The sequence below is a fragment of the Winogradskyella helgolandensis genome (genome assembly GCF_013404085.1).
GTDB lineage: Bacteria > Bacteroidota > Bacteroidia > Flavobacteriales > Flavobacteriaceae > Winogradskyella > Winogradskyella helgolandensis.
Genome location: NZ_JABFHO010000001.1, coordinates 2,554,063 through 2,576,888 on the forward strand (window position 1 = coordinate 2,554,063; position 22,826 = coordinate 2,576,888).

22 protein-coding genes are annotated in these 22,826 nt (G+C 33.4%); 11 read left to right on the forward strand and 11 right to left on the reverse strand.

Annotated elements, in window-relative coordinates:
- Window positions 1-20: 20 nt before the first annotated feature.
- On the reverse strand, window positions 21-1,418 hold the full coding sequence (locus tag HM992_RS10620; RefSeq protein WP_179319641.1) for a nicotinate phosphoribosyltransferase: 1,398 nt from the start codon (window positions 1,416-1,418) through the stop codon (window positions 21-23).
- Window positions 1,419-1,954: 536 nt separating this feature from the next.
- Here HM992_RS10620 and HM992_RS10625 point away from each other — a divergent pair.
- The 7 genes from HM992_RS10625 (at window position 1,955) to HM992_RS10655 (ending at window position 9,463) form a co-directional block, all read left to right on the forward strand.
- Window positions 1,955-2,410, forward strand: a complete 456-nt coding sequence (locus HM992_RS10625) for a DUF4405 domain-containing protein (RefSeq protein WP_179319642.1) — start codon at window positions 1,955-1,957, stop codon at window positions 2,408-2,410.
- A gap of 6 nt (window positions 2,411-2,416) precedes the next feature.
- Entirely contained in the window at window positions 2,417-3,724 is a 1,308-nt protein-coding gene (locus HM992_RS10630; RefSeq protein WP_179319643.1) for a TolC family protein, read from the forward strand.
- A 75-nt stretch (window positions 3,725-3,799) separates the two neighbouring features.
- Window positions 3,800-4,876, forward strand: a complete 1,077-nt coding sequence (locus HM992_RS10635; RefSeq protein WP_179319644.1) for an efflux RND transporter periplasmic adaptor subunit — start codon at window positions 3,800-3,802, stop codon at window positions 4,874-4,876.
- Between the two features lie 238 nt (window positions 4,877-5,114).
- Entirely contained in the window at window positions 5,115-8,309 is a 3,195-nt protein-coding gene (locus tag HM992_RS10640; protein ID WP_179319645.1) for an efflux RND transporter permease subunit, read from the forward strand.
- 107 nt (window positions 8,310-8,416) lie between these two features.
- Window positions 8,417-8,722 (forward strand): hypothetical protein, encoded by a 306-nt coding sequence (locus HM992_RS10645; RefSeq protein WP_178984968.1) that lies wholly within the window; start codon window positions 8,417-8,419, stop codon window positions 8,720-8,722.
- 104 nt (window positions 8,723-8,826) lie between these two features.
- Window positions 8,827-9,036, forward strand: coding sequence for a YgaP family membrane protein (locus HM992_RS10650; RefSeq protein ID WP_178984969.1), 210 nt, complete (start codon window positions 8,827-8,829; stop codon window positions 9,034-9,036).
- A gap of 64 nt (window positions 9,037-9,100) precedes the next feature.
- A complete protein-coding gene (locus HM992_RS10655) occupies window positions 9,101-9,463 on the forward strand; it encodes a DUF4870 domain-containing protein (protein WP_179319646.1) in 363 nt (120 codons plus the stop codon).
- 98 nt (window positions 9,464-9,561) lie between these two features.
- Here the strand turns inward: HM992_RS10655 and dnaN are convergent, their stop codons facing one another.
- The 6 genes from dnaN to HM992_RS10685 all read right to left on the reverse strand — a co-directional run bounded on the left by dnaN (window position 9,562) and on the right by HM992_RS10685 (window position 14,996).
- Complete coding sequence (gene dnaN / locus HM992_RS10660) at window positions 9,562-10,680, reverse strand: DNA polymerase III subunit beta (RefSeq protein ID WP_178984971.1); 1,119 nt, start codon at window positions 10,678-10,680, stop codon at window positions 9,562-9,564.
- 222 nt (window positions 10,681-10,902) lie between these two features.
- A complete protein-coding gene (gene gldG / locus HM992_RS10665; RefSeq protein ID WP_179319647.1) occupies window positions 10,903-12,573 on the reverse strand; it encodes a gliding motility-associated ABC transporter substrate-binding protein GldG in 1,671 nt (556 codons plus the stop codon).
- Entirely contained in the window at window positions 12,560-13,057 is a 498-nt protein-coding gene (locus HM992_RS10670; protein WP_178984973.1) for a hypothetical protein, read from the reverse strand. The genes gldG and HM992_RS10670 overlap by 14 nt, the downstream gene beginning before the upstream one ends.
- A gap of 1 nt (window position 13,058) precedes the next feature.
- The gene (gldF, locus tag HM992_RS10675) at window positions 13,059-13,781 is read right to left on the reverse strand and encodes a gliding motility-associated ABC transporter permease subunit GldF (protein ID WP_178984974.1); all 723 of its coding nucleotides are present in this window, start codon (window positions 13,779-13,781) and stop codon (window positions 13,059-13,061) included.
- 78 nt (window positions 13,782-13,859) lie between these two features.
- Entirely contained in the window at window positions 13,860-14,156 is a 297-nt protein-coding gene (locus tag HM992_RS10680; RefSeq protein ID WP_178984975.1) for a putative quinol monooxygenase, read from the reverse strand.
- 3 nt (window positions 14,157-14,159) lie between these two features.
- Window positions 14,160-14,996, reverse strand: a complete 837-nt coding sequence (locus HM992_RS10685; protein WP_179319648.1) for an SAM hydrolase/SAM-dependent halogenase family protein — start codon at window positions 14,994-14,996, stop codon at window positions 14,160-14,162.
- A 121-nt stretch (window positions 14,997-15,117) separates the two neighbouring features.
- On the opposite strand from HM992_RS10685, the gene HM992_RS10690 reads away from it, so the two are divergent.
- From HM992_RS10690 to HM992_RS10700, 3 genes are all read left to right on the forward strand, one after another.
- Window positions 15,118-16,071 carry a PhoH family protein gene (locus tag HM992_RS10690; protein ID WP_179319649.1) on the forward strand — a complete coding sequence of 318 codons (954 nt, stop codon included), beginning with the start codon at window positions 15,118-15,120 and terminating at the stop codon, window positions 16,069-16,071.
- A 134-nt stretch (window positions 16,072-16,205) separates the two neighbouring features.
- A complete protein-coding gene (locus HM992_RS10695) occupies window positions 16,206-16,721 on the forward strand; it encodes a hypothetical protein (RefSeq protein WP_178984978.1) in 516 nt (171 codons plus the stop codon).
- Between the two features lie 116 nt (window positions 16,722-16,837).
- On the forward strand, window positions 16,838-17,782 hold the full coding sequence (locus HM992_RS10700; protein WP_179319650.1) for a phosphoribosylaminoimidazolesuccinocarboxamide synthase: 945 nt from the start codon (window positions 16,838-16,840) through the stop codon (window positions 17,780-17,782).
- 43 nt (window positions 17,783-17,825) lie between these two features.
- Here HM992_RS10700 and HM992_RS10705 read toward each other — a convergent pair whose 3' ends face one another.
- The 4 genes from HM992_RS10705 to rlmD all read right to left on the reverse strand — a co-directional run bounded on the left by HM992_RS10705 (window position 17,826) and on the right by rlmD (window position 21,283).
- Window positions 17,826-18,392 (reverse strand): DinB family protein, encoded by a 567-nt coding sequence (locus HM992_RS10705; protein WP_179319651.1) that lies wholly within the window; start codon window positions 18,390-18,392, stop codon window positions 17,826-17,828.
- A 109-nt stretch (window positions 18,393-18,501) separates the two neighbouring features.
- Window positions 18,502-19,260, reverse strand: a complete 759-nt coding sequence (locus HM992_RS10710) for a DUF6048 family protein (RefSeq protein ID WP_229720481.1) — start codon at window positions 19,258-19,260, stop codon at window positions 18,502-18,504.
- Window positions 19,226-19,828 (reverse strand): DUF6452 family protein, encoded by a 603-nt coding sequence (locus tag HM992_RS10715; RefSeq protein ID WP_179319652.1) that lies wholly within the window; start codon window positions 19,826-19,828, stop codon window positions 19,226-19,228. The genes HM992_RS10710 and HM992_RS10715 overlap by 35 nt, the downstream gene beginning before the upstream one ends.
- Entirely contained in the window at window positions 19,829-21,283 is a 1,455-nt protein-coding gene (gene rlmD, locus HM992_RS10720) for a 23S rRNA (uracil(1939)-C(5))-methyltransferase RlmD (protein WP_178984982.1), read from the reverse strand.
- Window positions 21,284-21,569: 286 nt separating this feature from the next.
- On the opposite strand from rlmD, the gene rocD reads away from it, so the two are divergent.
- Window positions 21,570-22,814, forward strand: coding sequence for an ornithine--oxo-acid transaminase (gene rocD, locus HM992_RS10725; RefSeq protein WP_179319653.1), 1,245 nt, complete (start codon window positions 21,570-21,572; stop codon window positions 22,812-22,814).
- Window positions 22,815-22,826: the final 12 nt, after the last annotated feature.

Genomic DNA, 22,826 nt, shown 5'->3' on the forward strand with positions numbered 1-22,826 from the left:
ATTTATTAATCGAGCTTAATTTAGAATTTATGTTTTTTAATTAAAGTATCGCGTTCATTTTTAAGCTGAGAACTCAAACCAATTTTGTATATATGCGGATTTTGAAAACGTTTGTATTCATTAGGAAGTTGTTTTAAACGCGCTTGCGAATATTCCGAAATTTCCGTCACAGTTCGAGATGGAACTATTTTTTTTCCATCTTTCATCACTTGTTCAAGCAGAGGTTCATGTTTAAAAGAACTTAGATCTAAACTTTTAGTTGAATCAAAAGGATGTTCCATAAGCGAAACATTACCTTCGGAAAAAAGCGCTATAGCATCAGCTCCGTAGAACATACCATTGTCGTCTAGCATGCGGTACACTTGCTTTTTAAATGGTAAGGATGTTTTAATAATATTTTCAGAAAGTTTGATTCTCGGTGTGTCATTATATTCTGATAATTTATAGACTCCATCTAATGCAGCATCTGGTTTTCCTGTGACCAAGTTGGTTCCAACTCCGAAAATATCAATAGGAGCTCCTTGTTCTTTTAAACTTTTTATAACATATTCATCCAATTGGTTGGAGGCCACAATGTTTACATAACCCAAATTAGCATCATCTAGTATAGCTCGTGTTTTTTTAGATAAATAGGCCAAATCGCCACTGTCTAAACGCACTCCTAACAATTGCTCTCCTCGTTTCTCCATTTCTTTGGCTACCGTAATGGCATTTGGTAGTCCGCTTTTAAGCGTATTATAAGTATCTATTAATAGGACACAATTGTTCGGTCGCATTTTAGCAAAATCTCGAAAAGCTTGCAATTCTTCATCATAACTTTGTATAAAAGAATGTGCCATGGTGCCTGAAGAAGGAATATTATAATCTTCGGCAGCCTTCACATTACTGGTACTGTCAAAACCACCAATAGCAGCAGCTCTAGACGCGTAATAGCCACCTGTAGCATGCGCACGACGTAAGCCCATATCTAATAGAATGCCATCTTTAGCACTAAATTTTATACGGCTAGCTTTTGTAGCAATTAATGTTTGAAAATTGAGAATGTTTAATAAAAGCGTCTCAATAATCTGGGCTTCTATAATATTAGCTTCCACTTGTAAGATAGGTCGGTTTGGGAATACAACATCACCTTCTTTACTGGAATAAATATTTCCCTTAAAACGAAAATTCTTTAAATAGTCTAAAAAGTCATTTTCAAATCCCTTCTCTTTCAAATATGAAATATCAGATTCAGAGAACTTAAGGGTTTCAAGAATATTCAAGACGTCTTCTAAACCAGTAAAAATAGAGTAACCACCTTTAAAGGGGTTATGCCGAAAATAATAATCGAATACTGCTCGTCCATTGGGTTTAGTGCCAAAATAAACCTGAGCCATAGTAATTTGATAGAGATCGGTATAAGCAGCTGTAATATTCATAAGAATTTGTAAAAAATTAAGTCAATAAATTTAAGGATATTTTGCCACTCCGAAGGCATAGATGATAGAAATGTCAGATATATTGATGTAAAAAGGCAGAGTTAATTGTAATTCATTTTGTTGAGTAACAATAGTTACTGAGTGTTTTTAGATAGTGCTTTATTTTTGTACCATAAATATAAAACTGTTTTTAGTTGACCTTATAGCAAACAAAAGGAGTATTATGTGATAGAAGATATTAAAGTAATGTTTATAGAGGTTGAAGACATGTTAAGAGTTTAAAGTTTAACTGATGTGGTTATCAGTTTTTGGTTGATTAGGGAAAAGGCATTTATAAAGATTTATAAGTGTCTTTTTTATGTATTTACTTTTTAATTATTGCAATACAGTTTTTGGGTTGGTTTTTCTTGCTGATTTATTGAAAACATGAAGTTTATATCCTTTAGCCTGACCAAAATCATTGTGGCTTTTCAGTCTATTAAATACTTTTAGTTGTAATTCAAAATAGTACTTCAGTGAAAAGGTCTAACAACGCAATGCGAAAATCCTCTTGGAATTTTATACTAAATGCAACCATGACATTATGTATGTCTGCAATTGTTGGTGTTGGTTTTCTTATAAAGTATACACTTATATCTGGTCGAGATAGAAAGGCTATTTATGGACAAAATGTAGAACTCTATTTTCTAAATTTAGATAGGCATCAATGGGGAACAATTCATCTTTATTTAAGTTTTGTGCTGATTGGGTTGCTGGTATTACATATTTTTCTTCATTGGAAAGTGTTTACAGCCGTTTACAAAAAAATCATCAAAGTGCAATTTACGAAGCGAATAGTTGCTTTTAGTTTTATAACTATATGTGCTCTATTAATTCTTATGCCATTTTTTATTCACCCAAAACTAGAACCTATTGAAAAAGGAACCGGACGTCAAGTAACATTGGTTACATACTTCAATAATCCATTAAGCTACTTTTGTTCTATAAATTAATAATTGATGAAAAAACATATTTATATACCACTATTACTTTTAGTTTTTACGATGTCAATGAAGGCGCAAGATGTAGTTCCTATCACAAAAACTGAAGTCTTAGCTAAAGTATCAGAAAACAATACAAGTATTAAAATTTCTGTTGAAGAATACAATCAAGCCAAAGCAGATTTCAGACAAACTAATGCTGTGTTTTTACCAAATATTACTGCAAGTCATACAGCAATGGCAACCACAAATCCTTTGATGGCTTTTGGTTCTAAATTGAATCAGGAAATTTTAACACAAAACGATTTCAATCCAGCCTTATTAAACGACCCTTCTCAAATTGAAAATTACGCTACAAAATTCGAAATTCAACAGCCATTAATTAATGTTGATGGCATGTTTCAGCGAAAAGCTGCCAAATCTAAAATGGAAGCGATGTCTTTAAAAACAGAGCGAACTCAAGATTATTTAGCCTTTGAAGTTGAAAAAGCATATATGCAATTACAATTGGCTTATAAAGCAGTTGATGTTTTAGAAAAAGCTCTAGAAGCTGCAAATGCTAACAAATCATTAGCCGATAATAGTTTAAAACAAGGGTATTTGCAACGTGCCGATGTGCTGAATGTTGAAGTAAGAGTTACGGAAGTTCAAAATCAATTACAATCAGCTAGAAGTAATGTGCAAAACGCCTCTAATTATTTATCGTTTTTAATGAATGATGACACCTATGTGGTTTACATTCCAACAGATGAATTATTCGTTGCATCTGTTACTATGGAAGATAAATCAATTTCTGAAAATCGTTCAGATATTAAAGCTATGGAATTAGCATCTAACGCTTATGAAGCGATGAATAAGGCTGATAAAATGGCATTCTTGCCAAGATTAAATGCTTTTGGAAGTTACGAATTGTACGACGACCAAATTTTTCAAGCAGATGCAAGCGGTTATTTATTTGGCGCACAATTAAGTTGGGATATTTTTCAAGGCTCTAAACGTTTTGGAAAAGCACAAAAAAGTAAGTCTGAATTTGAAAAATCGAAACTAGAATACAAACAATATGTATCGCAAAGTAATTTAGAATTAAACAAAGCTAAACGTGCTTTTATAGATGCAGAAAATAAATTAAAATTAAACAGCTTAGCCTTAGAACAATCCGAAGAATCTCTAAGAATTAGAACGAATAGATTTAAAGAAGGTTTAGAAAAAACATCTGATTTACTAATTGCTGAAACTCAATTTGCACAAAAGCAGTTAGAATATTATCAAACTATTTTCGAATACAATTATGCACAAGCTTATTTACAATTTTTAACCAAGGAATAACTATTACTGCAAGGTTTTGGTGGCTGAGCGTAGTCGAAGTCAAACCTTGTAGGTATTAAAATAAAAACAATCAAAATGAAAAAAACATATACAATCCTAACATTTTCTTTAGCCTTGTTGTTAACGAATTGCGGAAGCGAAGACAAAAAAGAAGCTGTAGATAATACACCAGCAATTACGGTAAAAACTAGTCAGGTGGAAGCTAATGGAAACAGTCCGTTTTTATCCGTAAGCGGAAAAATTCAAGCATCAAATAGTGCAGATCTAAGTACTAGAATGATGGGTTATGTAAACAAGGTTCACGTTAATGTTGGGGATAAAGTCAGTAAAGGACAATTATTAGTGTCTATTAATAATGCCGATTTACAAGCCAAACGTGCACAAGTCAACGCAGGAATTACAGAAGCAACAGCAGCTTTTAATAACGCGCAAAAAGATTATAATCGTTTTAAAAATTTATTTGCAGAGCAAAGTGCCTCTCAAAAAGAAATGGATGATATGACGGCTAATTTTGAAATGGCAAAAGCACGTTTAGAATCGGCTAACCAAATGAAAAACGAAGTGAACGCACAATTTACATACAGTAATATTACCGCACCATTTAGCGGAACTGTTACAAGTAAAAATGTAGAGCCAGGAAATATGGCAAATCCAGGAGCACCATTAATAAGCATTGAAACACCAGGCGCTTTTGAAGTCATGGCAATGGTGCCTGAATCTGAAATTTCTGAAATTAAAAATGGATCAACCGTCGATGTTTTAGTAAAATCCATTAACCAAACTATAAAAGGAAAAGTAACAGAAGTAAGTACTTCTGCTAAAAATACAGGTGGACAATATTTAGTTAAAATAGCTTTAGACAAAACAGAGGCTAATATTTTATCAGGTATGTTTACTACAGTTCAGTTTCCAATAGAAAGAAAAGCAAAATCGGAAATGGTTTTAGTTCCAACCGAAGCTATTATTACAAACGGACAGTTATCTGGTGTGTATACGGTAAGTCAAAGTAATACAGCCTTATTACGTTGGTTGCGTCTAGGAAGAACATTTGGAGACCAAGTGGAGGTGTTATCTGGTTTAAATACAGACGAAGCATATATTGTTTCCGCTGAAGGAAAGCTTTTTAATGGAGCTAAAATTACAATTCAATAACTAAAAAGCTGCGTTAAGGATAGAAACGACATCCTTTTTACGTCAGTTCGAGTGAATTTGCCTTAGCAAATTTGTATCGAGAACAAGTAAAAAGATACAGTGGATAGCCTGACTTTTTGCGATCCTGTAAGGCATGTGCCCAACTTGTTTGGGTATCTAACCTGACAGGTATGAGCCAAAAGTAACGCCCAAAATAATAAAAACATCTCTTTCGAGGTAATTATAAAAAGTTAAAATAATGAAAGAAGGTATCGCAGGAAAAATTGCCAAAGTCTTTATGCAATCTAAGTTAACCGTGTTGTTAATGATTGTGTTTATGGTTGTTGGAGTATATGCTTCATTTTTAATTCCACGTGAGGAAGAGCCGCAAATTGATGTGCCAATGGCAGACATTTTTGTAGGTTATCCAGGAGCAAGTCCTACAGAAGTGGAGTCGCGCGTCATTAAGCCATTAGAGCAATTAATTTCGAATATTAAAGGTGTGGAATACGTGTATTCTACGTCGATGAAAGAGCAAGGCATGGTCATTGTCCAATTTTATGTGGGCGAAGATATTGAGCGCTCGTTTGTGAAATTATACAACGAAATTAACAAGCATATGGACCAAATGCCAGCAGGTGTTACGTTTCCGTTGGTAAAAACAAGAGCGATTGATGATGTGCCCATGTTAGGTTTAACCTTGTGGAGTGAAAATTACGACGATTATCAGTTAAACCAAATGGCGCAAGAATTGGAAGCTGAAATTAAAAAAGTAAATGATGTTTCCATGACTCATAAAATTGGTGGAAGAAATCGTCAATTACGTGTGGTTTTAGATAAAGACAAATTAGCATCAAGCGGATTAGATTTCTTGTCCGTTTCCGAAATGATAAAGGCGAATAACAGCCAAATGAGTTCAGGAAGTTTTGATAAAAATGATACCGAATTCCTAATTAATACTGGAAAATTTTTAGAGTCGGTTACAGATGTTGAAAATTTAGTGGTTGGTGTGCAACAGAATCAACCTATATATTTAAAGCAAGTCGCGCAAATTATTGATGGACCAGAAGTACCTCAAAATTATGTGAGTTTAGGTTTTGGAAAAGGATCTGTCAAATCATCAGATTATAAATCGGAATATCCTGCGGTTACTATTTCTGTTGCTAAACGAAAAGGTGCAGATGCGATGAAACTTTCGGAAATTATTATTGATAAAGTAGATCATTTACGTGCAACTTTAATTCCTGATGATGTAAAAGTTGAAATCACTAGAAATTACGGAGAAACAGCATCTCATAAAGTATCTGAATTACTGTGGCATCTTATAGGCTCTATCGTTGCGGTAACATTTGTTGTAATGTTAGCTATGGGATGGAGAGGTGGATTAGTGGTGTTTTTATCCGTTCCTATTACGTTTGCATTAACGTTATTGAGTTATTATATGATGGATTATACGTTAAACCGAATCACGCTTTTCGCTTTGGTTTTTGTAACAGGAATTGTCGTCGATGACTCCATTATTATCGCCGAAAATATGCATAGGCATTTTAAAATGAAACGCTTACCATTTAAGCAAGCGGCTTTATATGCCATTAACGAAGTTGGAAACCCAACGATTCTAGCCACATTTACAGTCATTGCTTCGGTTTTACCAATGGCTTTTGTTTCTGGCTTAATGGGACCATATATGGCACCAATGCCAATTGGAGCATCTATTGCCATGATATTATCTTTATTTGTAGCCTTAACAATTACTCCTTATTTAGGATTAATTTTCTTGAGAGAAAAAGATAAAAAAGGTAAAGTTGAAAAAGTAGAAAAGCCATTAGAAGACACACGTATTTATAGAATTTACAACAAGTTTGAACGCCCTTTAATGGAGAGTAAAGCAAAACGTTGGATCTTTTTATTAGGAACGTTCGCTGTATTAATGGGAACTATGGTATTGTTTTTTACCAATTCGGTTGCTGTAAAAATGTTGCCTTTTGATAATAAGAATGAATTTCAGGTGGTGATTGATATGCCAGAAGGTACAACACTAGAACGCACAGGAGTTGTTGCTCAAGAGATTTCGCAGTATTTATCTACACGACCAGAGGTTGTGAATTATCAAAATTATGTTGGGACGTCTGCACCAATTACATTTAATGGTTTGGTTCGTCATTACGATTTACGTGGAGGCTCTAATATGGCAGATATTCAAGTGAATTTAATTGATAAAGGAGAACGCTCTGCTCAGAGTCATGATATTGCTAAATTATTACGACCAGATATTCAGAAAATTGCGCAGAAATATAACGCTAATGTGAAATTGGTTGAAGTGCCACCAGGACCACCTGTATTATCAACTATTGTTGCAGAGGTTTATGGACCAGATTACGATGAGCAAATGAAAGTAGCGAATAGCGTTCAAAATATTCTGAAAAACACAGCTGATGTGGTTGATATTGATTGGATGGTTGAAGATGATCAAACGGAATATCAATTCGAAATCAACAAAGAAAAAGCAATGTTGTATGGTGTTGCACCACAGCAAATAGCATATACTATGAATTTGGCTTTATCTAATAGAGCCATCACGAACTTGTATGATGAAGATGCTGTAAACCAAGTTGGCTTAGTCCTAACTTTAGATGAAAAGGAAAAATCGACCATTACAGATATTTCACAATTAAAAGTAAAATCGAAACAAGGTCATATGGTTCCGATTGCAGATTTGGTAACTATTAGTGAAACTACAGCTGCAAAAAGTATTTATCGTAAAAATCAGAAGCGTGTAGTCTATGTATTGGCTGATATGGCTGGAGAATTAGAAAGTCCGGCGTATGCTATTTTGGGAATGGAAGAAAAGTTAAAAGAAATTCCGTTGCCAGCAGGATACGAAATGAACGAAATGTATTTAGGTCAGCCAGATTTTGAAGACAATTATACCGTAAAATGGGATGGAGAATGGCAAATTACATTAGAAGTCTTTAGAGATTTAGGTATTGCCTTTTTAGGAGCGATTATCCTAATCTATATCTTAATAGTAGGATGGTTTCAGAATTTCAAAGCACCAATCGTTATGATGGTTGCAATTCCGTTATCGTTAATCGGGATTATTCTGGGACACTGGATTATGGGAGCATTTTTTACTGCAACTTCATTTATTGGAATGATTGCTTTAGCAGGGATTATGGTGAGAAACTCAGTATTACTAATAGACTTTATAAACCTGAGAACAGCAGAAGGTGTACCATTAAAACAGGCTGCCATTGAAGCAGGAGCTGTAAGAACAACACCAATTCTATTAACAGCAGGAACGGTTGTTATTGGAGCCTTTGTAATTCTGTTTGACCCAATTTTCCAAGGCTTAGCTATTTCATTAATGGGAGGGACTATTGTTTCAACAGTGTTAACGTTGTTAGTTGTGCCATTGGTTTATTATATGATAGAGAAGAAGAATTATAAATAAATCTAGTTTCACCTGTAAGGTTTCAAAAATTTTATAGGTATAAAAAGCAGTAATTAATCAAAACCTACAAGGTTGGCAAAACCTTGCTGGTTGTAAAAAAAGAAAGTATGAAATTAGTCATAGTTACAGCAGTTGAAGAATTTGAATCAGCTATTTTAAAACTCTTCAAGAAGGCAAATATTGAAAATTTTAGTAGTTCAGATATTGATGGTCATAAAAATGGATCATCTGTTTTGATGGCTTCAAGTTGGTTTGCAGGACAAAAATCAGGTAATGAATCTAGTTTGTTTTTCTCGTTTACAGAAAAGGAAAAGATTGATGCGTTATTTGATATTATAAAAGAATTTAATTCAAACATAGAAACTAATAACCCAATAAAAGCGGTTGTAGTTCCTATTGAAAGATTTATTTAGGCACATTTCCTGTTTGGTTTTTAAAACCTGACAGTTATAAAAATGAAATAATAATAAAAACCTTTAAGATTCGCAAAGCTTAACAGGTTAAAAAACAAGAGAAAATGTTAAACAAGTATTTTAGAGTTATAGTGGGTATAATGGTATTATTAAGTGTTGTACTTTCTGTTTACGTAAGTCCAAATTGGATGTGGTTTACCGTATTTATTGGAGTGAATTTAATTCAGTCGGCATTCACCAAATGGTGTTTATTAGAGACTATTTTAGTGAAATTAGGTGTGAAGAAAGAGGGTGGAAGTTGTTCCTCTTGTTAATTTTTAATGATTTGCTGTAACAAACTGAATCAATTTGCGTCCTATTAATGTAAAATTATCAATCATGGAATCAAATTATCACACACTTAAACGCACAGACAATCAATTATTAGTCATTACGCACTTATCACAATTGCTAACTTACGTAACTGGTTTTGGAGGTCTCTTAGCTCCTTTAATTATTTGGGCAACTCAAAAAGAACAGGTCGACGGTATGGATGCTCATGGAAAATCTATTTTGAATTTTCAATTAAGCATGCTTATCTATTCTATAATCAGTATTCCGTTAATATTTGTGTTTGGCTTGGGAATATTAACTTTGATATTAGTTGCAATTTTAGCTTTTGTTATGCCAATTATAAATGCAGTAAAAGCCAGTAATGGTGAATTACCAAATTATCCAATGTCTATTAATTTTGTTAGTTAGGAATTGCTGAACTAGTTTCAGTATATAGATATGGAATTGAAAAGGCTCACCTAAATTTGGTGAGCCTTTTTTAATTGAATTAAATTTGCAAGAATTTGTTAGCTATTCAGCATTACTGGCATAACAAGCATTGTTACATGCTCACCTTCATCTAAACCATCAATAGGTGTTAAGATACCAGCTCTATTTGGTAAGCTCATTTCTAATTGAACATTATCAGAACCTAAATTATTTATCATTTCGGTTAAGAAACGTGAGTTAAAACCAATTTGCATATCGTCTCCTTGATAATCACAAGTTAAACGCTCTTCGGCTTTGTTAGAATAATCAATATCTTCTGCAGAAATATTTAATTCTGCACCAGCAATTTTTAAACGAATTTGGTGCGTCGTTTTGTTAGAGAAAATACTAACACGACGAACCGAGTTTAAAAACTGAGTTCTATCAATTACTAATTTATTTGGATTCTCTTTAGGAATTACTGCTTCGTAGTTTGGATATTTACCATCAATTAAGCGACAAATCAATACTGAGTTTTCAAATGTAAATTTCGCATTAGATTCGTTGTATTCTACTAAAACATCATCATCACTTCCTGCTAATATTCCTTTTAAAAGATTTAAAGGTTTCTTAGGCATAATGAATTCAGCAGTTTCGGTTGCACTCACATCGTTTCTAGTATATTTCACCAATTTGTGAGCATCTGTAGCTACAAAGGTTAAATTATCTTGAGAAAATTGAAAGAATACACCACTCATTACAGGTCTTAAATCATCATTACCGGCAGCGAATATTGTTTTGCTAATTGCAGTTGCTAAGATATCTCCCATTATAGTTGTGGTACTCGCATCTTCAATAGAAACTGCATTTGGGAATTCAGCTCCATCAGCATAAGCTAAAGCATATTTACCATGGTTGGAACTAATTTCAACCGTATTGTTTTCTTCAACAACAAAGGTTAAAGGTTGTTCCGGAAAGGTTTTTAACGTGTCTAAAAGTAATCTTGCAGGTAAAGCGATGCTGCCTTCTGAGTCACTTTCTACATCAATTGTTGCGGACATTGTGGTTTCTAAATCACTAGCCGAAATCGTTAATTTCGATTGGCTAAGTTCAAATAAGAAATTGTCTAAAATAGGTAATGTATTACTGTTATTAATAACACCTCCTAATACTTGGAGTTGCTTTAATAAATACGTGCTTGAAACAATGAATTTCATGTGTTATATCTTAATTGTTTTATATCCGACACATGTAACATCTTAAATTGAATTTTTAAGATAAACCCAACCATATTTGGTGAGATGTTTCATGCTGAATAGATGTGTTTTATACTTTTATTCGTATTACAAATATATCCTAATAGAAGGGTTTTTTAAAACAAACTTATTAACAAATTACGCGTTTTTGGGTCGAAATATATAGGTGTTAATCATGGAAATTTAAGAGGCGTATTTTCGTTTTCTTAAATAATTAAACACAAAACCAAATAGCGCTAAAAGTATGAGTGGCAAAGCAATATTAATAAATTGCCATGTAGATTTGCTCTTTTTTATTTTTTCGACATCTAAAAATGCCACATTTATTTCTTTAGATCTTATGTTTATAAGTCCGGAATCATCCAAGAGATAATTTACCGAATTCAGCAGAAATTCTTTATTCCCAAATGATTTTCCGGTGAGCTGATCAAAGCCTAGTTCTTGAGGTCTATTTCTTATAACGTCATTTTTAATAAGGTCTCCATCAGAAATCACAATCATTTTCGTCTCTGTACTTTTAGATTTAAAGTTTTTCACCTTAAACGGCAATACGCGTTGGTCATAAACCGACGAAAACTCACCTTCTAAAAGAACGGCTAAGTTTTGAGAACCTAAATTGTAACTTGCTTCATCTGGAGGACTCGTTACATTGGCTAGTGAAATGGTGGTGGGTGCACCTTCAAGTTTCGATTTTGGTGAACTTTGTAATAAAATTGACTTTTTTATACCGTTTTTCAAGGTGTCAATCGGGCTCGCAAAATCAAACTTTACTAAGTTTAAATTCTTAGTAATGGAATGATTAGGGTTTGATGCAGCCAAAGGCGAATATTGCCATTGAATGGGTTGCATTTGTGCCTGACTACCTTCGCCAATGGCTAACATAATTGGAGCAGAGTAGAGGTCTTTTACTAGCGTTGGGTTGACTCTTACGCCATATTTGAAGAAAAAATCGTTCAATTGTAAATCACGCATAATTGAAACTCCTGATCCTGAAGCATTTTTTAAACTGTCTTGATCCATAATCACAGACTCCGTAAGCCAAAGACTTTTTCCTCCGTTCATGGTATATTGGTCTAAAACTAACTTTTCGTTTTCAGTAAAAGGAATACTTGGTTTGGCGGCAATTATTAAATCATATTCGATTAATTTATCAAGAGTTCCTTGTGGGTTTGTAGCCACGCTATCTAATGTAAATTGTCCTAAATTATAATAAGGTTTAATAGTTTGAAGAAAATCAGCAATGTAAAGGTCATCTAACTCACCGTTTCCTTTTAAAATCGCAATCTTTTTTGCTTTAGCATTGACGAGTTTACTAAATCCATCAGCAAACGCATATTCTAAAGATTGCACTGAATTATTAATTTGCTCTGGCAACCCTTGTGTAATGCTTTTTTTTAGAAGGGGAATTTTATGTGTTTGGTCTTTATAACTGGCAAAAGCCCATGGGAAAATAATGTCTTGGGTTACTTTTCCTGTGCTATTATCTGTATTAATATAGGGTTCTAATCCTGCATTTGTTAATTGCTCAATATATTGTTGGCGTGTCGTTTCATCTTCAATAGGATCAATGTAATTAACAAATATCTGATTTGTTTCAAGCTGAAATTCATCTATAATTTGTTTTACTTCAGTTTGAAGTAATCTGAATTCAGAAGGGAAATCACCTTCCAAAAACACATCAATTATTAAAGGAGAATCTAAGTCGCTAATCAAGTCTTTTGAAACATCCGAAAGGGTATAGCGATGGTCTTTAGTTAAATCGAAACGTTGATATACCGAACCTGAAATCGCATTGACGATGATGAGTCCAGCAACAATAGCTATAATATATAGTATGGATTTATTCTTTTTCATTCTCGAAAGTTATGTCTTCTTGATACGTTTTTAATGCGACGACTTTATCATTTTGAAATGTAATTTCTACACATTCCCTTTCATCTGTAAAAGCGCCAGGTTCTATGCCAAGTCCGTAATTCCATTTGTTGATATCGTGTGCTTTTTTCGCATCATCCCAAGTTAACCATTCTTCTTTACCTAAAAGCTGGGTAATTTTTTCTCTTGAAACACCGATCAAAGTATCAGATTCAATCGTGTTATCAATCATTTCATAACGCAGCGCTGGTTTTTCTATCCAAGCATCGCTGTTAAAATATTTTTGATGATGGTAGCTGCTTATAATATTAAGAAACGGATAAAACAAAAAGAAAAACACAAAAGGTGTTAATACCAAACTGATTAAGCCAGATAGCCATTTGCGTTTATCAACTGTGTTTAAAAATAAAAACAGGAGTACAAAAACGATTATTAAAAATATGACTAATAAAGGTGTAATGATCATATTATTGTTTTTGGATTCTAAGTTTTGTGAATAATAAAAAGGCTAATGCGATACTTATAAAATAAACTAAATCTCTGGTGTCAATAACGCCACGACTCATACTATTGTAATGCGCAGACATACCAAGGTTTTCCATGTATACAAGGTTATCAAAAATGTTATAATTAGAAAGCCCTTCAAAACCAAAATAGAAAAAGAAACATATAAAAACAGCAATAATAAAAGCTACTATCTGATTATCAGAAAGGGTAGACGCAAACACTCCAATTGCTGTATAAGCACCAACTAAAAACAAAAGTCCAAAATAAGAACCAATGGTACTTCCGATATCGAGATTACCTTCTGGGTTTCCTAATATTGAAATGGTATAAACATAAAGTAACGTTGGGATTAAAGCCATTACAATCAGCGCAAAAGCTCCAAAATATTTCCCTAATACAATCTGAAAATGTGAGATAGGTTTGGTGACTAATAACTCTAAAGTTCCTTGTTTTTTCTCATCACTAAAACTACGCATGGTCACTGCTGGTACCAAAAAAATAAGAATCCAAGGAGCCAATAAAAAGAACGATGCTAAACTGGCCTGACCATTATCTAAAACATTGAATTCGCCTTTAAAAACCCAAAGAAATAGCCCGTTGAGTAGTAAAAACACACCAATAACCAAGTAACCGATTGGTGAGGCGAAGAAGGTGTTTATTTCTTTTTTTAAAATTGCTAGCATAGATTAGTGTTCAGTGTTTAGTGTTCAATTTTCTTTGCGTCTCTGCGACTTTGCGAGAAGCATTTTAATCGTAATTCGTCAATCCAAACTCTCCAATTTATCCACACTCCAAGCCTCCGGTTTTGCATTAAATAAAGGTTTCGTATTCGCCCAAACACCTTTAAACAATTCAGAATGTCTATAATTGTTTAAATCGTCTTCAGAATTCCAATAGCTATAAGTGAAAAAAATATTAGTCGTATTCTGATCGCGGTACAACTCTAAAAAATTACAACCTTCAAAATTTCGAATTTTTTCTTTAACGGTTTCAAAATTAGCCAAGAATTCTTCAATCTTCGTAGGTTCAAAACTCATTTTTACAATTCTTACTAACAAAGCTTATGGATTTAAGAAATTAACAGTTACCGTATCCATAGTTTTTAAGCCCATTAAAGTTGATGCACCTCCAACAGATGTACAATTACTTTTATAAACAGCAATTTCTAGATAACCCGAAGAATTAAAAACCACTAAGCCCTTGCCATCCACGTTTCGTTTAGATTCCTCCATGTCAAAATCTATGATATCGGTATATTTATTATGTATTTTTTCGAATTTATAGTTACGTGCCGACACTTCATAAGGTCTAGATTTTTGAACCGATTCAAAAAACTTTCGTTTAATATTAGTAACTACATTGCCATAATTATCAATATATATGACACTGCCAATAATTTGATTATGTTCATCGTTAATAAACGGCACTAAATTTTTAATCGGCTTAATAGTGTTAATAACTTTTCCGATGACATCCAAAGTTCCTCCACGTGCAATATGGCATGCTACTTTCACAAAAATATCTAGTACCGGAAAATTAGTTTCAACTCTATCATGGATATTAATTTCAACAATTTTTTCAGGTGCTATTTCGGCACAAATCATACTCATAATACCGTTGTTGGCACATATAAAGTAATGGTCGTCTAGTTTGACTGCAATATGCTTGTTTTCAGGGCTTAACTCAGAATCAATTCCTATTAAATGAATTGTTCCTTTCGGAAAACTACTATACGCATTCTGAATAATATAAGCCGCTTCAGAAATATTAAATGGTGAGACGGAATGCGAAATATCTACAATTCTTATCTCCTCAAGTTCACTATAAATAGCTCCTTTTATGGCGCCTGCAAAGTGATCTTTTTCTCCAAAATCAGTCGTTAAAGTGATTATCGCCATGGATTGATTGTTGATATTTTTTTCAGAATTATGGTTGTAAAATTATTAGCTTTGTGTGTGTACACAAGAATTACAAAATTAATAAAAGAAAACAGATTAACACACTAAATACACCTTGCTTTTGAATGAACTTATCCTAGAACTCGAAGAAATATCTCCAAAGGAATTCTTCGGAGCACAAAATGCAAATATTGAACTTCTAAAAAAATACTATCCTAAACTTAAAATTGTGGCCAGAGGCAATAAATTAAAAGCCTATGGAGATGAAGATTTACTCGAAGAGTTTGATCGAAGAATGACTATGTTGATGAAGCATTTTGCAAAATATAATAAGCTTGATGAAAATGTAATTGAACGTGTATTAACAAGTCAAAGCAGTGATGATTACTCAACATCAGCTAAAAGTGATGAAGTTTTAGTCCATGGTGTTGGTGGAAAACTGATAAAAGCACAAACAGCAAATCAACGTAAGCTAGTAGAAAGCATGCGCAAAAATGATATGGTTTTTGCGATTGGTCCGGCAGGAACAGGAAAAACCTATACAGGTGTCGCATTAGCTGTACAAGCATTAAAAAATAAGGAAGTTAAGCGTATTATTCTAACACGTCCTGCAGTAGAAGCTGGTGAGAATTTAGGGTTTTTACCAGGTGATTTAAAAGAGAAGTTAGATCCGTATATGCAACCGTTATATGATGCATTGCGGGATATGATTCCACATGAAAAACTAGAAAGTTACATGGAGAAAGGTGTCATACAAATTGCTCCATTAGCGTTTATGCGTGGACGTACTTTAGATAATGCTTTTGTAATTTTAGATGAAGGGCAAAATACAACCCACGCGCAGATGAAGATGTTCTTAACCCGAATGGGAAAAAACGCCAAATTCTTATTAACGGGAGATCCTGGGCAAGTGGATTTGCCACGTCGAACGATATCCGGATTAAAGGAAGCGCTTTTAGTATTACAAAATGTGGAAGGTATTGGCATAATCTATTTAGATGATAAAGATGTTATTCGCCATAAATTAGTGAAGAAAGTGATTGCGGCTTATAAAAGTATTGAAAATATGGATTAATACGTGTGTACTGATAGTCAGTGTTCTAAGCGATTTTGTCTTTTAATTTTATAAGATTAAAGCGAAATTGTATAAAGTTTTTATGTTAAACCTCTTATAAATTTGCAGGTATAACTAAAAACTTAAAAGAAAACATGAAGAAAGTATTTTTAATTATCGGAATAACATTAGGATTCAGTCCATTATTTGCGCAAGAAGATGACATAGATTTAAATGCAGACAACTCGTGGCTTAAAGCTGGTTTAACAGCCGGAATACCAGTAGGCGATGTGGATGATGCGTCTTCTTTTGCATTAGGTTTAGATTTGAGGGGCCAATATTTGTTTAATCCTAATCTTGGGATTGGTTTAGCTTCTGGTTACACTAATTATTTTGGAAAAGACGAAGCCGATGATTTCGGTATTATTCCACTTGCCGGATTTATTCGTTACTATTTTACGCCTGATGGTTTATTCTTTGGAACCGATATAGGTTATGGCTTTTTAACTGGAGTAGATGATAACGAAGGTGGACTTTATGTTAATCCACAAATAGGTTATCATAATCGTGATTGGAATATTTACGCATATTACCAAAATACCTTTGCGGAGAACGATATAGATATTCAGTCTGTAGGTATTGGTGCAACTTATAATATTAGGTTCAAATAAATAAAAACTATAAGTTTAATTAGAGAGGAGAAATTTTATTTCTCCTTTTTTATTGAGTTTATTGTCTGACCCAAGTAAAGAAATTACATTTGTAATTCATAATAAATGATGATTACATGAATACCATAATAGAAACCAATTTTAATTTTCCGAACCAAAAGAGTTTTTATAAAGGAAAAGTAAGAGCAGTTTACAATATCAACGATGAGCAACTGGTAATGGTGGCCACAGATCGTTTGAGTGCTTTTGATGTGGTAATGCCCAAAGGTATTCCTTACAAAGGTCAAATCTTAAATCAGATTGCGACTAAAATGATGAAGGAAACTGAAGATTTAGTACCTAATTGGTTGGTGGCTACTCCAGATCCAAATGTGGCTGTTGGTCATTTGTGTGAACCTTTTAAGGTCGAAATGGTAATTCGTGGCTACATGTCTGGCCATGCTGCAAGAGAATATAAAGCAGGAAAACGCATGCTTTGTGGAGTTGAAATGCCAGAAGGGATGAAGGAGAATGATAAATTTCCTGAGCCAATTATCACACCAGCAACAAAGGCTGAAATGGGAGATCATGATGAGGATATTTCTAGAGAAGATATTCTTAAAAAGGGAATCGTTTCAGAGGAAGATTATATAGTTCTTGAAGATTATACGCGAAAATTATTTCAACGCGGAACAGAAATCGCTGCTGCTCGTGGTTTAATTTTAGTCGATACTAAATACGAGTTTGGAAAAACTAAAGATGGTAAAATTGTTTTGATAGATGAAATTCATACTCCAGATTCATCGCGTTATTTTTATGCTGATGGTTATCAAGAACGTCAGGATAAAGGAGAAGCACAAAAGCAATTGTCTAAGGAGTTTGTTAGACAATGGTTAATTGCTAATGATTTTCAAGGCTTAGAAGGGCAAACCGTTCCTTTTATGAGTGATGAGTATATTGAATCTGTTAGCGAACGTTATATTGAATTGTATGAGAATATTACAGGAGATACTTTTGTGAAAGGAGATGTTAGTGATATTCAGGGCCGAATTGAAGCTAATGTTTTAGCATATTTGAAATAACTAAAGGCTAAAGCCTAGTTTAATATTGATTATAACCTTACCATTATTGTTTTAATGTAAGGTTGTTTTCATTTATAGCTAATTCTGAGTAGTGGTTCTTTAATGTATCTAAGTGATGCTCCACATGATGCGCCGTCCACATGATTAGTTCTCTAACAGGCATTTTTCCCATTAAAGGGTGTGGTAATACAACGGTATCTAGATTTTCGTCACTAATGCGTCTTGTTTTGTATTGTAGTTTCTTTTCTTCGGTTTGTAATCTGTTTAAAATGTATTGTTTGTCTGATAATTTAGGGACTTTCATGTTTTTAGAGCCTTTAAAAGTTGTGCCTTTGGCATCTATTAAACGTTCATGATAGCGTTTTGCAATAGCATCGTATGATCTAACTGGTCTATTGGCTTTACCAAATTTAAGGCGTAGTAAATACTTAGGGAGACTCAAAGCATTGTTAAGTGGAATTATACTTTGTAATAAATGAAGTGTTTGTTGACCTGTTGTCCATTTACCTTCTGGACCGAGTATCCAAGAATCATCCGACTGGTTTTCTAACCAAGTAATTAATTCTGAATGTTTAGCTTCAATTAAATCGGCAATAGCGTCTTTATCCATATCAGTCATTTTGATTAAGAAAAGATACGAAGAAAAGTTGAATTTTAAATGTGTTTGTTGTGGTGTTATTTAGTTTAAAAGAGGCTATCGTTTTACTACATTCGACAAATTATTTTTCAACTTCTTTTTCTTGAATAATAATTTTGTCTTTCTTAAAAATAGGAACTAAATAAGATAAGTTAAATCCAAACCCGCCACCAAATCGGCTACTGTCATAAGTTCTATTATAGCCAGGAATATAAAGATTTTCGTAGTTATTAATTTCCTTTTCAGAAATTAATACTTTGAGTTGAACATTGAATCCAGCAAAGAAATTATTAAAGATTTCGGCTTTTATTCCCACTTGTAATTCTGTCCATAATGCGGTTAAACCACTAAATTCTTCACCTTCCTCAACTGAATAGCGTCCATCCCAATATTGATTATTTATATCGTAAACAGTGTAGTTATTTAGTGTTTGGTTAAAAGTACTCGCTCCAATTCTTAGGCCTCCATAAATCATATTCTCCATATCTAACCAGTTCTGGTAGAAATTCATATCAATTCCGGCTTTAAAATAGCTTCCTTTTGTAGTGTTATTTAATACCTCGTTTTCAAGAATACGTTCTTCATTCCCTAATTCGCCAGCAATGTAGATGCGTTTGGTAAGGCGATAATCGCCCATAATTTCAAAACCTTTATAGTCGTCAGAAAAGAAAGTGCGTGCAAGTTTACTGATATCTGCTCCAAGTCTTAGTCCATACTTTTGTTTAAAAACTAAAGTATCGTTAACTGTTTTTTTCTCTTCTTGCGCAAAAGCCATTGTAGAAAACAACAGCATTAAAATTACACTTCTAATGATAGATGCGTACATGTGTTGTGTTTTCATCTTGAATGCTGCTTTGTGTCGTTTCTTCGATTTCTATATTGGTAATCCATTGATCATCATCTGAGATTCTTGCAACCCCTAAACTGTTAAAGTTACTTTTGTAACCACAAGCTCTAGAGACATAAACAAACTCTGTATTGTATGAAATTTCAATGATGTCTATATTAGAATTGGTTAAAGGATCTTCATCTTCAATTCTTAGATCTGTATCTTTTTCTAGAATATAACGTACCGTTATTTGTGGTTGACCCTCTGCATCAACAAGTAGAGGTAATGCTATTTTGTTATTGTTTACATTAAAAACATAAGAGTCTTCATCATCATATTCAGTGATAATTTTATCGGATTCTTCAATAGGTTCAGTTGTTACCCCATCTTCATCTGTAAAAATCCCTTCTCGATAAACCGTAATTCTAGAGACATTTAATAATTCATCTGTTTCTGAAGCATCATAGAATTCTATAATTAATCTAGGAGTTGTCTGTGTGGTTGCTGCGCAAATATCATCGCGTTCACAGTTAATCAATGCAATCGCTATTAAAAGAACTAAAATTTTTAAACTTCTCATTTATTTTTTTTCAAATAACACAACCGTTTCAATATGCGCTGTATGTGGAAATTGATCGACTAAACTCAACTTTTTAATAGTATAACCAGCTTCCATTAATTGCTCAGTATCTCTGGCTTGGGTTGCTGGATTACAAGATACATAAACCAAACGTTCTGCATTTAGGTTTATTATTTTTTTAAGAGTTTTAGGTGCAATGCCAGCTCTCGCAGGATCTAAAATTATAGTTCTTATTTTATTAGTGTATTCAGGATGTTCAGTTAAAAATTTACCAACATCAGCAGCATAGAATTTTAAGCCTTCAATATTATTTCGTTTGGCATTTTCTTTTGCATCTTCAATAGCAGCAGCGACGATATCTACACCAACAATTTTAGTGTTTTCGGATTTGTTGGCTATAATCTGACCAATGGTTCCTGTACCACAGAATAAATCTAAAACAACGGTATTATCTATCGCGTCTTTGTTTTCTAAAGCATAATCTACGACTTTAGAATAGAGTTTCTCAGCACATTTTGGGTTAGTCTGAAAAAAACTTTTCATGCTGATTTCAAAGTTTAAACCTAATAATTCTTCAACAATTTTATCGTCACCATATACTAGGGAAATACTTCCTGTGGTGGCAATGGTTCTGTCTCCAACTTCATCATTAATAGTGTGTAATAAGCCTGCAACTCTATCTCCAAATAATTCTACTAAATACTTAGCGAATTTATCCAAATCAAATTCTGGTAAATCGTAAGATGTTGTCACTAAGTTAAATAGTAGTTGATTGGTTTTGTAAGATTTTCGAACTACAAAATATCTGAAAAATCCGGTTTTTTGTGGTGCATGCCATGGCGCCAAACCTGTTGCTATACAATAGGCTCTAATGTCTTTTAGTTGGTTTTCAAATTCAGCATCAAATAAACCAGAATCATTATTTAGGTTATCTCCACACCACCAAGTGCCACGTTTTTTAAAACCTAGAGTAAATTCATCTACGTCAGTTTTTAATTCATGATTATAGCCAATGGCAGAAAACCCATATTCCATTTTATTTCTATAATGGAAGGTATTTGGCGATGATACAAATTCATCAAATTTATCTTCAATATCAGCAACTTTACCGATACGTTTAAATAGTTGAAGTGTACTTTCTTTCTTATAATTGTGTTGTTTTTCAATAGGTAAATTAATATAAGGAGCACCAGGAATGCTTTGGTAAGGCATATCAATTTCGTCTTCAGACGGTTTTAAAACCTCAAAAAGTTTACCCTCTGCATATTTTTTACTACACTTTTTAATCTGAGTTTTTACCAACTGACCAGGTAGCGTATTGGGAACAAAAACCACAAATTCGCCATGTTCATTTCTAATACGACCAATACCTTTACCTCCAAAAGCGTAATCTTCGATTAAGATGTCTATGATTTGTCCGCGTTTTACAAATTTATTCCGTTCTCTTTTTGGCATTTCTTATAATAATTTGGGTGCAAAGATAGTCGTAATTTTATAAATACTTATGTTCAATTTTGTCAGTATAATTTGGATATTTATTAAAAATAGATATACGAGGCTTAATAATTTTTTTCAAGTTTACCATCAATAATTTTTAGGTAGGTATTATTTCAGTTAGATTCTTTGTAAATTGCAAACTTCTAGGGATGATTTCTTTCCCACGCTGAATTTTCGGACATATCGAAAGGATAAAGGTAGATAAGGAATGGATATTTTATTCATTTATTAAATTATTTTTAAAATGGCTGTTTTAGACCAATTAACATCGCAAGAAGCGATAGATTTAGAAAACAAATATGGGGCGCACAATTACCATCCGTTACCTGTAGTATTGAGTAGAGGAGAAGGTGTGTATGTTTGGGATGTAGAAGGCAAGAAATATTATGATTTTTTGTCGGCATATTCTGCGGTAAATCAAGGACATTGTCACCCTGAAATTGTTGCTGCAATGACTGCTCAAGCACAAACATTGACACTAACGTCAAGAGCATTCTATAATGATATGCTTGGTAAGTATGAAAAATATGCTTCAGAATTATTTAAATTCGATAAACTTTTACCAATGAATACAGGAGCAGAAGCTGTGGAAACGGCTTTGAAAATCTGTAGAAAATGGGCCTATGAAGTCAAAGGAATTGATGAAAATGAAGCAGAAATTGTTGTTTGTGAAAATAACTTTCATGGAAGAACAACAACAATCATCTCGTTTAGTAACGATCCTGTAGCACGCAAAAATTTTGGACCTTATACCAATGGTTTCATAAAAATTGAATACAATAATCTTGATGCCTTAGAGCAAACTTTAAAAAGCAATACTAATGTAGCAGGTTTCTTAGTAGAGCCAATACAAGGAGAAGCAGGAGTTTATGTTCCAACAGAGGGCTATTTGTCTAAAGCAAAAGCGATATGCGAAAAATATAATGTTCTATTTATTGCAGATGAAGTGCAAACAGGTATTGCAAGAACAGGAAAATTGTTGGCTGTAGATCATGAAAACGTAAAACCAGATATCTTAATCTTAGGAAAAGCATTAAGTGGTGGCGCATATCCTGTATCTGCTGTTTTAGCTGATAATGCTATTATGAATGTTATTCAGCCAGGAAACCACGGAAGTACCTTTGGTGGAAATCCAATTGCTGCTGCAGTAGCTATAGCGGCTTTAGAGGTTGTAAGAAAAGAAGACTTAGCAAACAATGCAGAAGAATTAGGACAATTATTTAGATCAGAGTTGTCTAAATTTATTGAAACGAGCCCAATTGTAAATTCAGTAAGAGGAAAAGGATTGCTAAATGCAATTTTAATAAACGATAAAGAAGACAGCGAAACAGCTTGGAACATCTGTCTAAAATTAAGAGATAATGGTTTGTTAGCAAAACCAACACATGGTAATATTATTCGTTTTGCGCCACCTTTAGTAATGACGAAAGAGCAATTATTAGATTGCGTGTCTATTATAACAAAGACTTTAAAAGAATTTGAAGTTTAGGACTTACTAGAT

Bases quoted from the DNA above. Each gene is read 5' to 3' on its own strand.
- HM992_RS10620 (WP_179319641.1), bottom strand. From the start codon at position 1,418: ATGAATATTACAGCTGCTTATACCGATCTCTATCAAATTACTATGGCT.
- HM992_RS10625 (WP_179319642.1), top strand. From the start codon at position 1,955: ATGCGAAAATCCTCTTGGAATTTTATACTAAATGCAACCATGACATTA.
- HM992_RS10630 (WP_179319643.1), top strand. From the start codon at position 2,417: ATGAAAAAACATATTTATATACCACTATTACTTTTAGTTTTTACGATG.
- HM992_RS10635 (WP_179319644.1), top strand. From the start codon at position 3,800: ATGAAAAAAACATATACAATCCTAACATTTTCTTTAGCCTTGTTGTTA.
- HM992_RS10640 (WP_179319645.1), top strand. From the start codon at position 5,115: ATGAAAGAAGGTATCGCAGGAAAAATTGCCAAAGTCTTTATGCAATCT.
- HM992_RS10645 (WP_178984968.1), top strand. From the start codon at position 8,417: ATGAAATTAGTCATAGTTACAGCAGTTGAAGAATTTGAATCAGCTATT.
- HM992_RS10650 (WP_178984969.1), top strand. From the start codon at position 8,827: ATGTTAAACAAGTATTTTAGAGTTATAGTGGGTATAATGGTATTATTA.
- HM992_RS10655 (WP_179319646.1), top strand. From the start codon at position 9,101: ATGGAATCAAATTATCACACACTTAAACGCACAGACAATCAATTATTA.
- dnaN (WP_178984971.1), bottom strand. From the start codon at position 10,680: ATGAAATTCATTGTTTCAAGCACGTATTTATTAAAGCAACTCCAAGTA.
- gldG (WP_179319647.1), bottom strand. From the start codon at position 12,573: ATGAAAAAGAATAAATCCATACTATATATTATAGCTATTGTTGCTGGA.
- HM992_RS10670 (WP_178984973.1), bottom strand. From the start codon at position 13,057: ATGATCATTACACCTTTATTAGTCATATTTTTAATAATCGTTTTTGTA.
- gldF (WP_178984974.1), bottom strand. From the start codon at position 13,781: ATGCTAGCAATTTTAAAAAAAGAAATAAACACCTTCTTCGCCTCACCA.
- HM992_RS10685 (WP_179319648.1), bottom strand. From the start codon at position 14,996: ATGGCGATAATCACTTTAACGACTGATTTTGGAGAAAAAGATCACTTT.
- HM992_RS10695 (WP_178984978.1), top strand. From the start codon at position 16,206: ATGAAGAAAGTATTTTTAATTATCGGAATAACATTAGGATTCAGTCCA.
- HM992_RS10700 (WP_179319650.1), top strand. From the start codon at position 16,838: ATGAATACCATAATAGAAACCAATTTTAATTTTCCGAACCAAAAGAGT.
- HM992_RS10705 (WP_179319651.1), bottom strand. From the start codon at position 18,392: ATGGATAAAGACGCTATTGCCGATTTAATTGAAGCTAAACATTCAGAA.
- HM992_RS10710 (WP_229720481.1), bottom strand. From the start codon at position 19,260: ATGAAAACACAACACATGTACGCATCTATCATTAGAAGTGTAATTTTA.
- HM992_RS10715 (WP_179319652.1), bottom strand. From the start codon at position 19,828: ATGAGAAGTTTAAAAATTTTAGTTCTTTTAATAGCGATTGCATTGATT.
- rlmD (WP_178984982.1), bottom strand. From the start codon at position 21,283: ATGCCAAAAAGAGAACGGAATAAATTTGTAAAACGCGGACAAATCATA.
- rocD (WP_179319653.1), top strand. From the start codon at position 21,570: ATGGCTGTTTTAGACCAATTAACATCGCAAGAAGCGATAGATTTAGAA.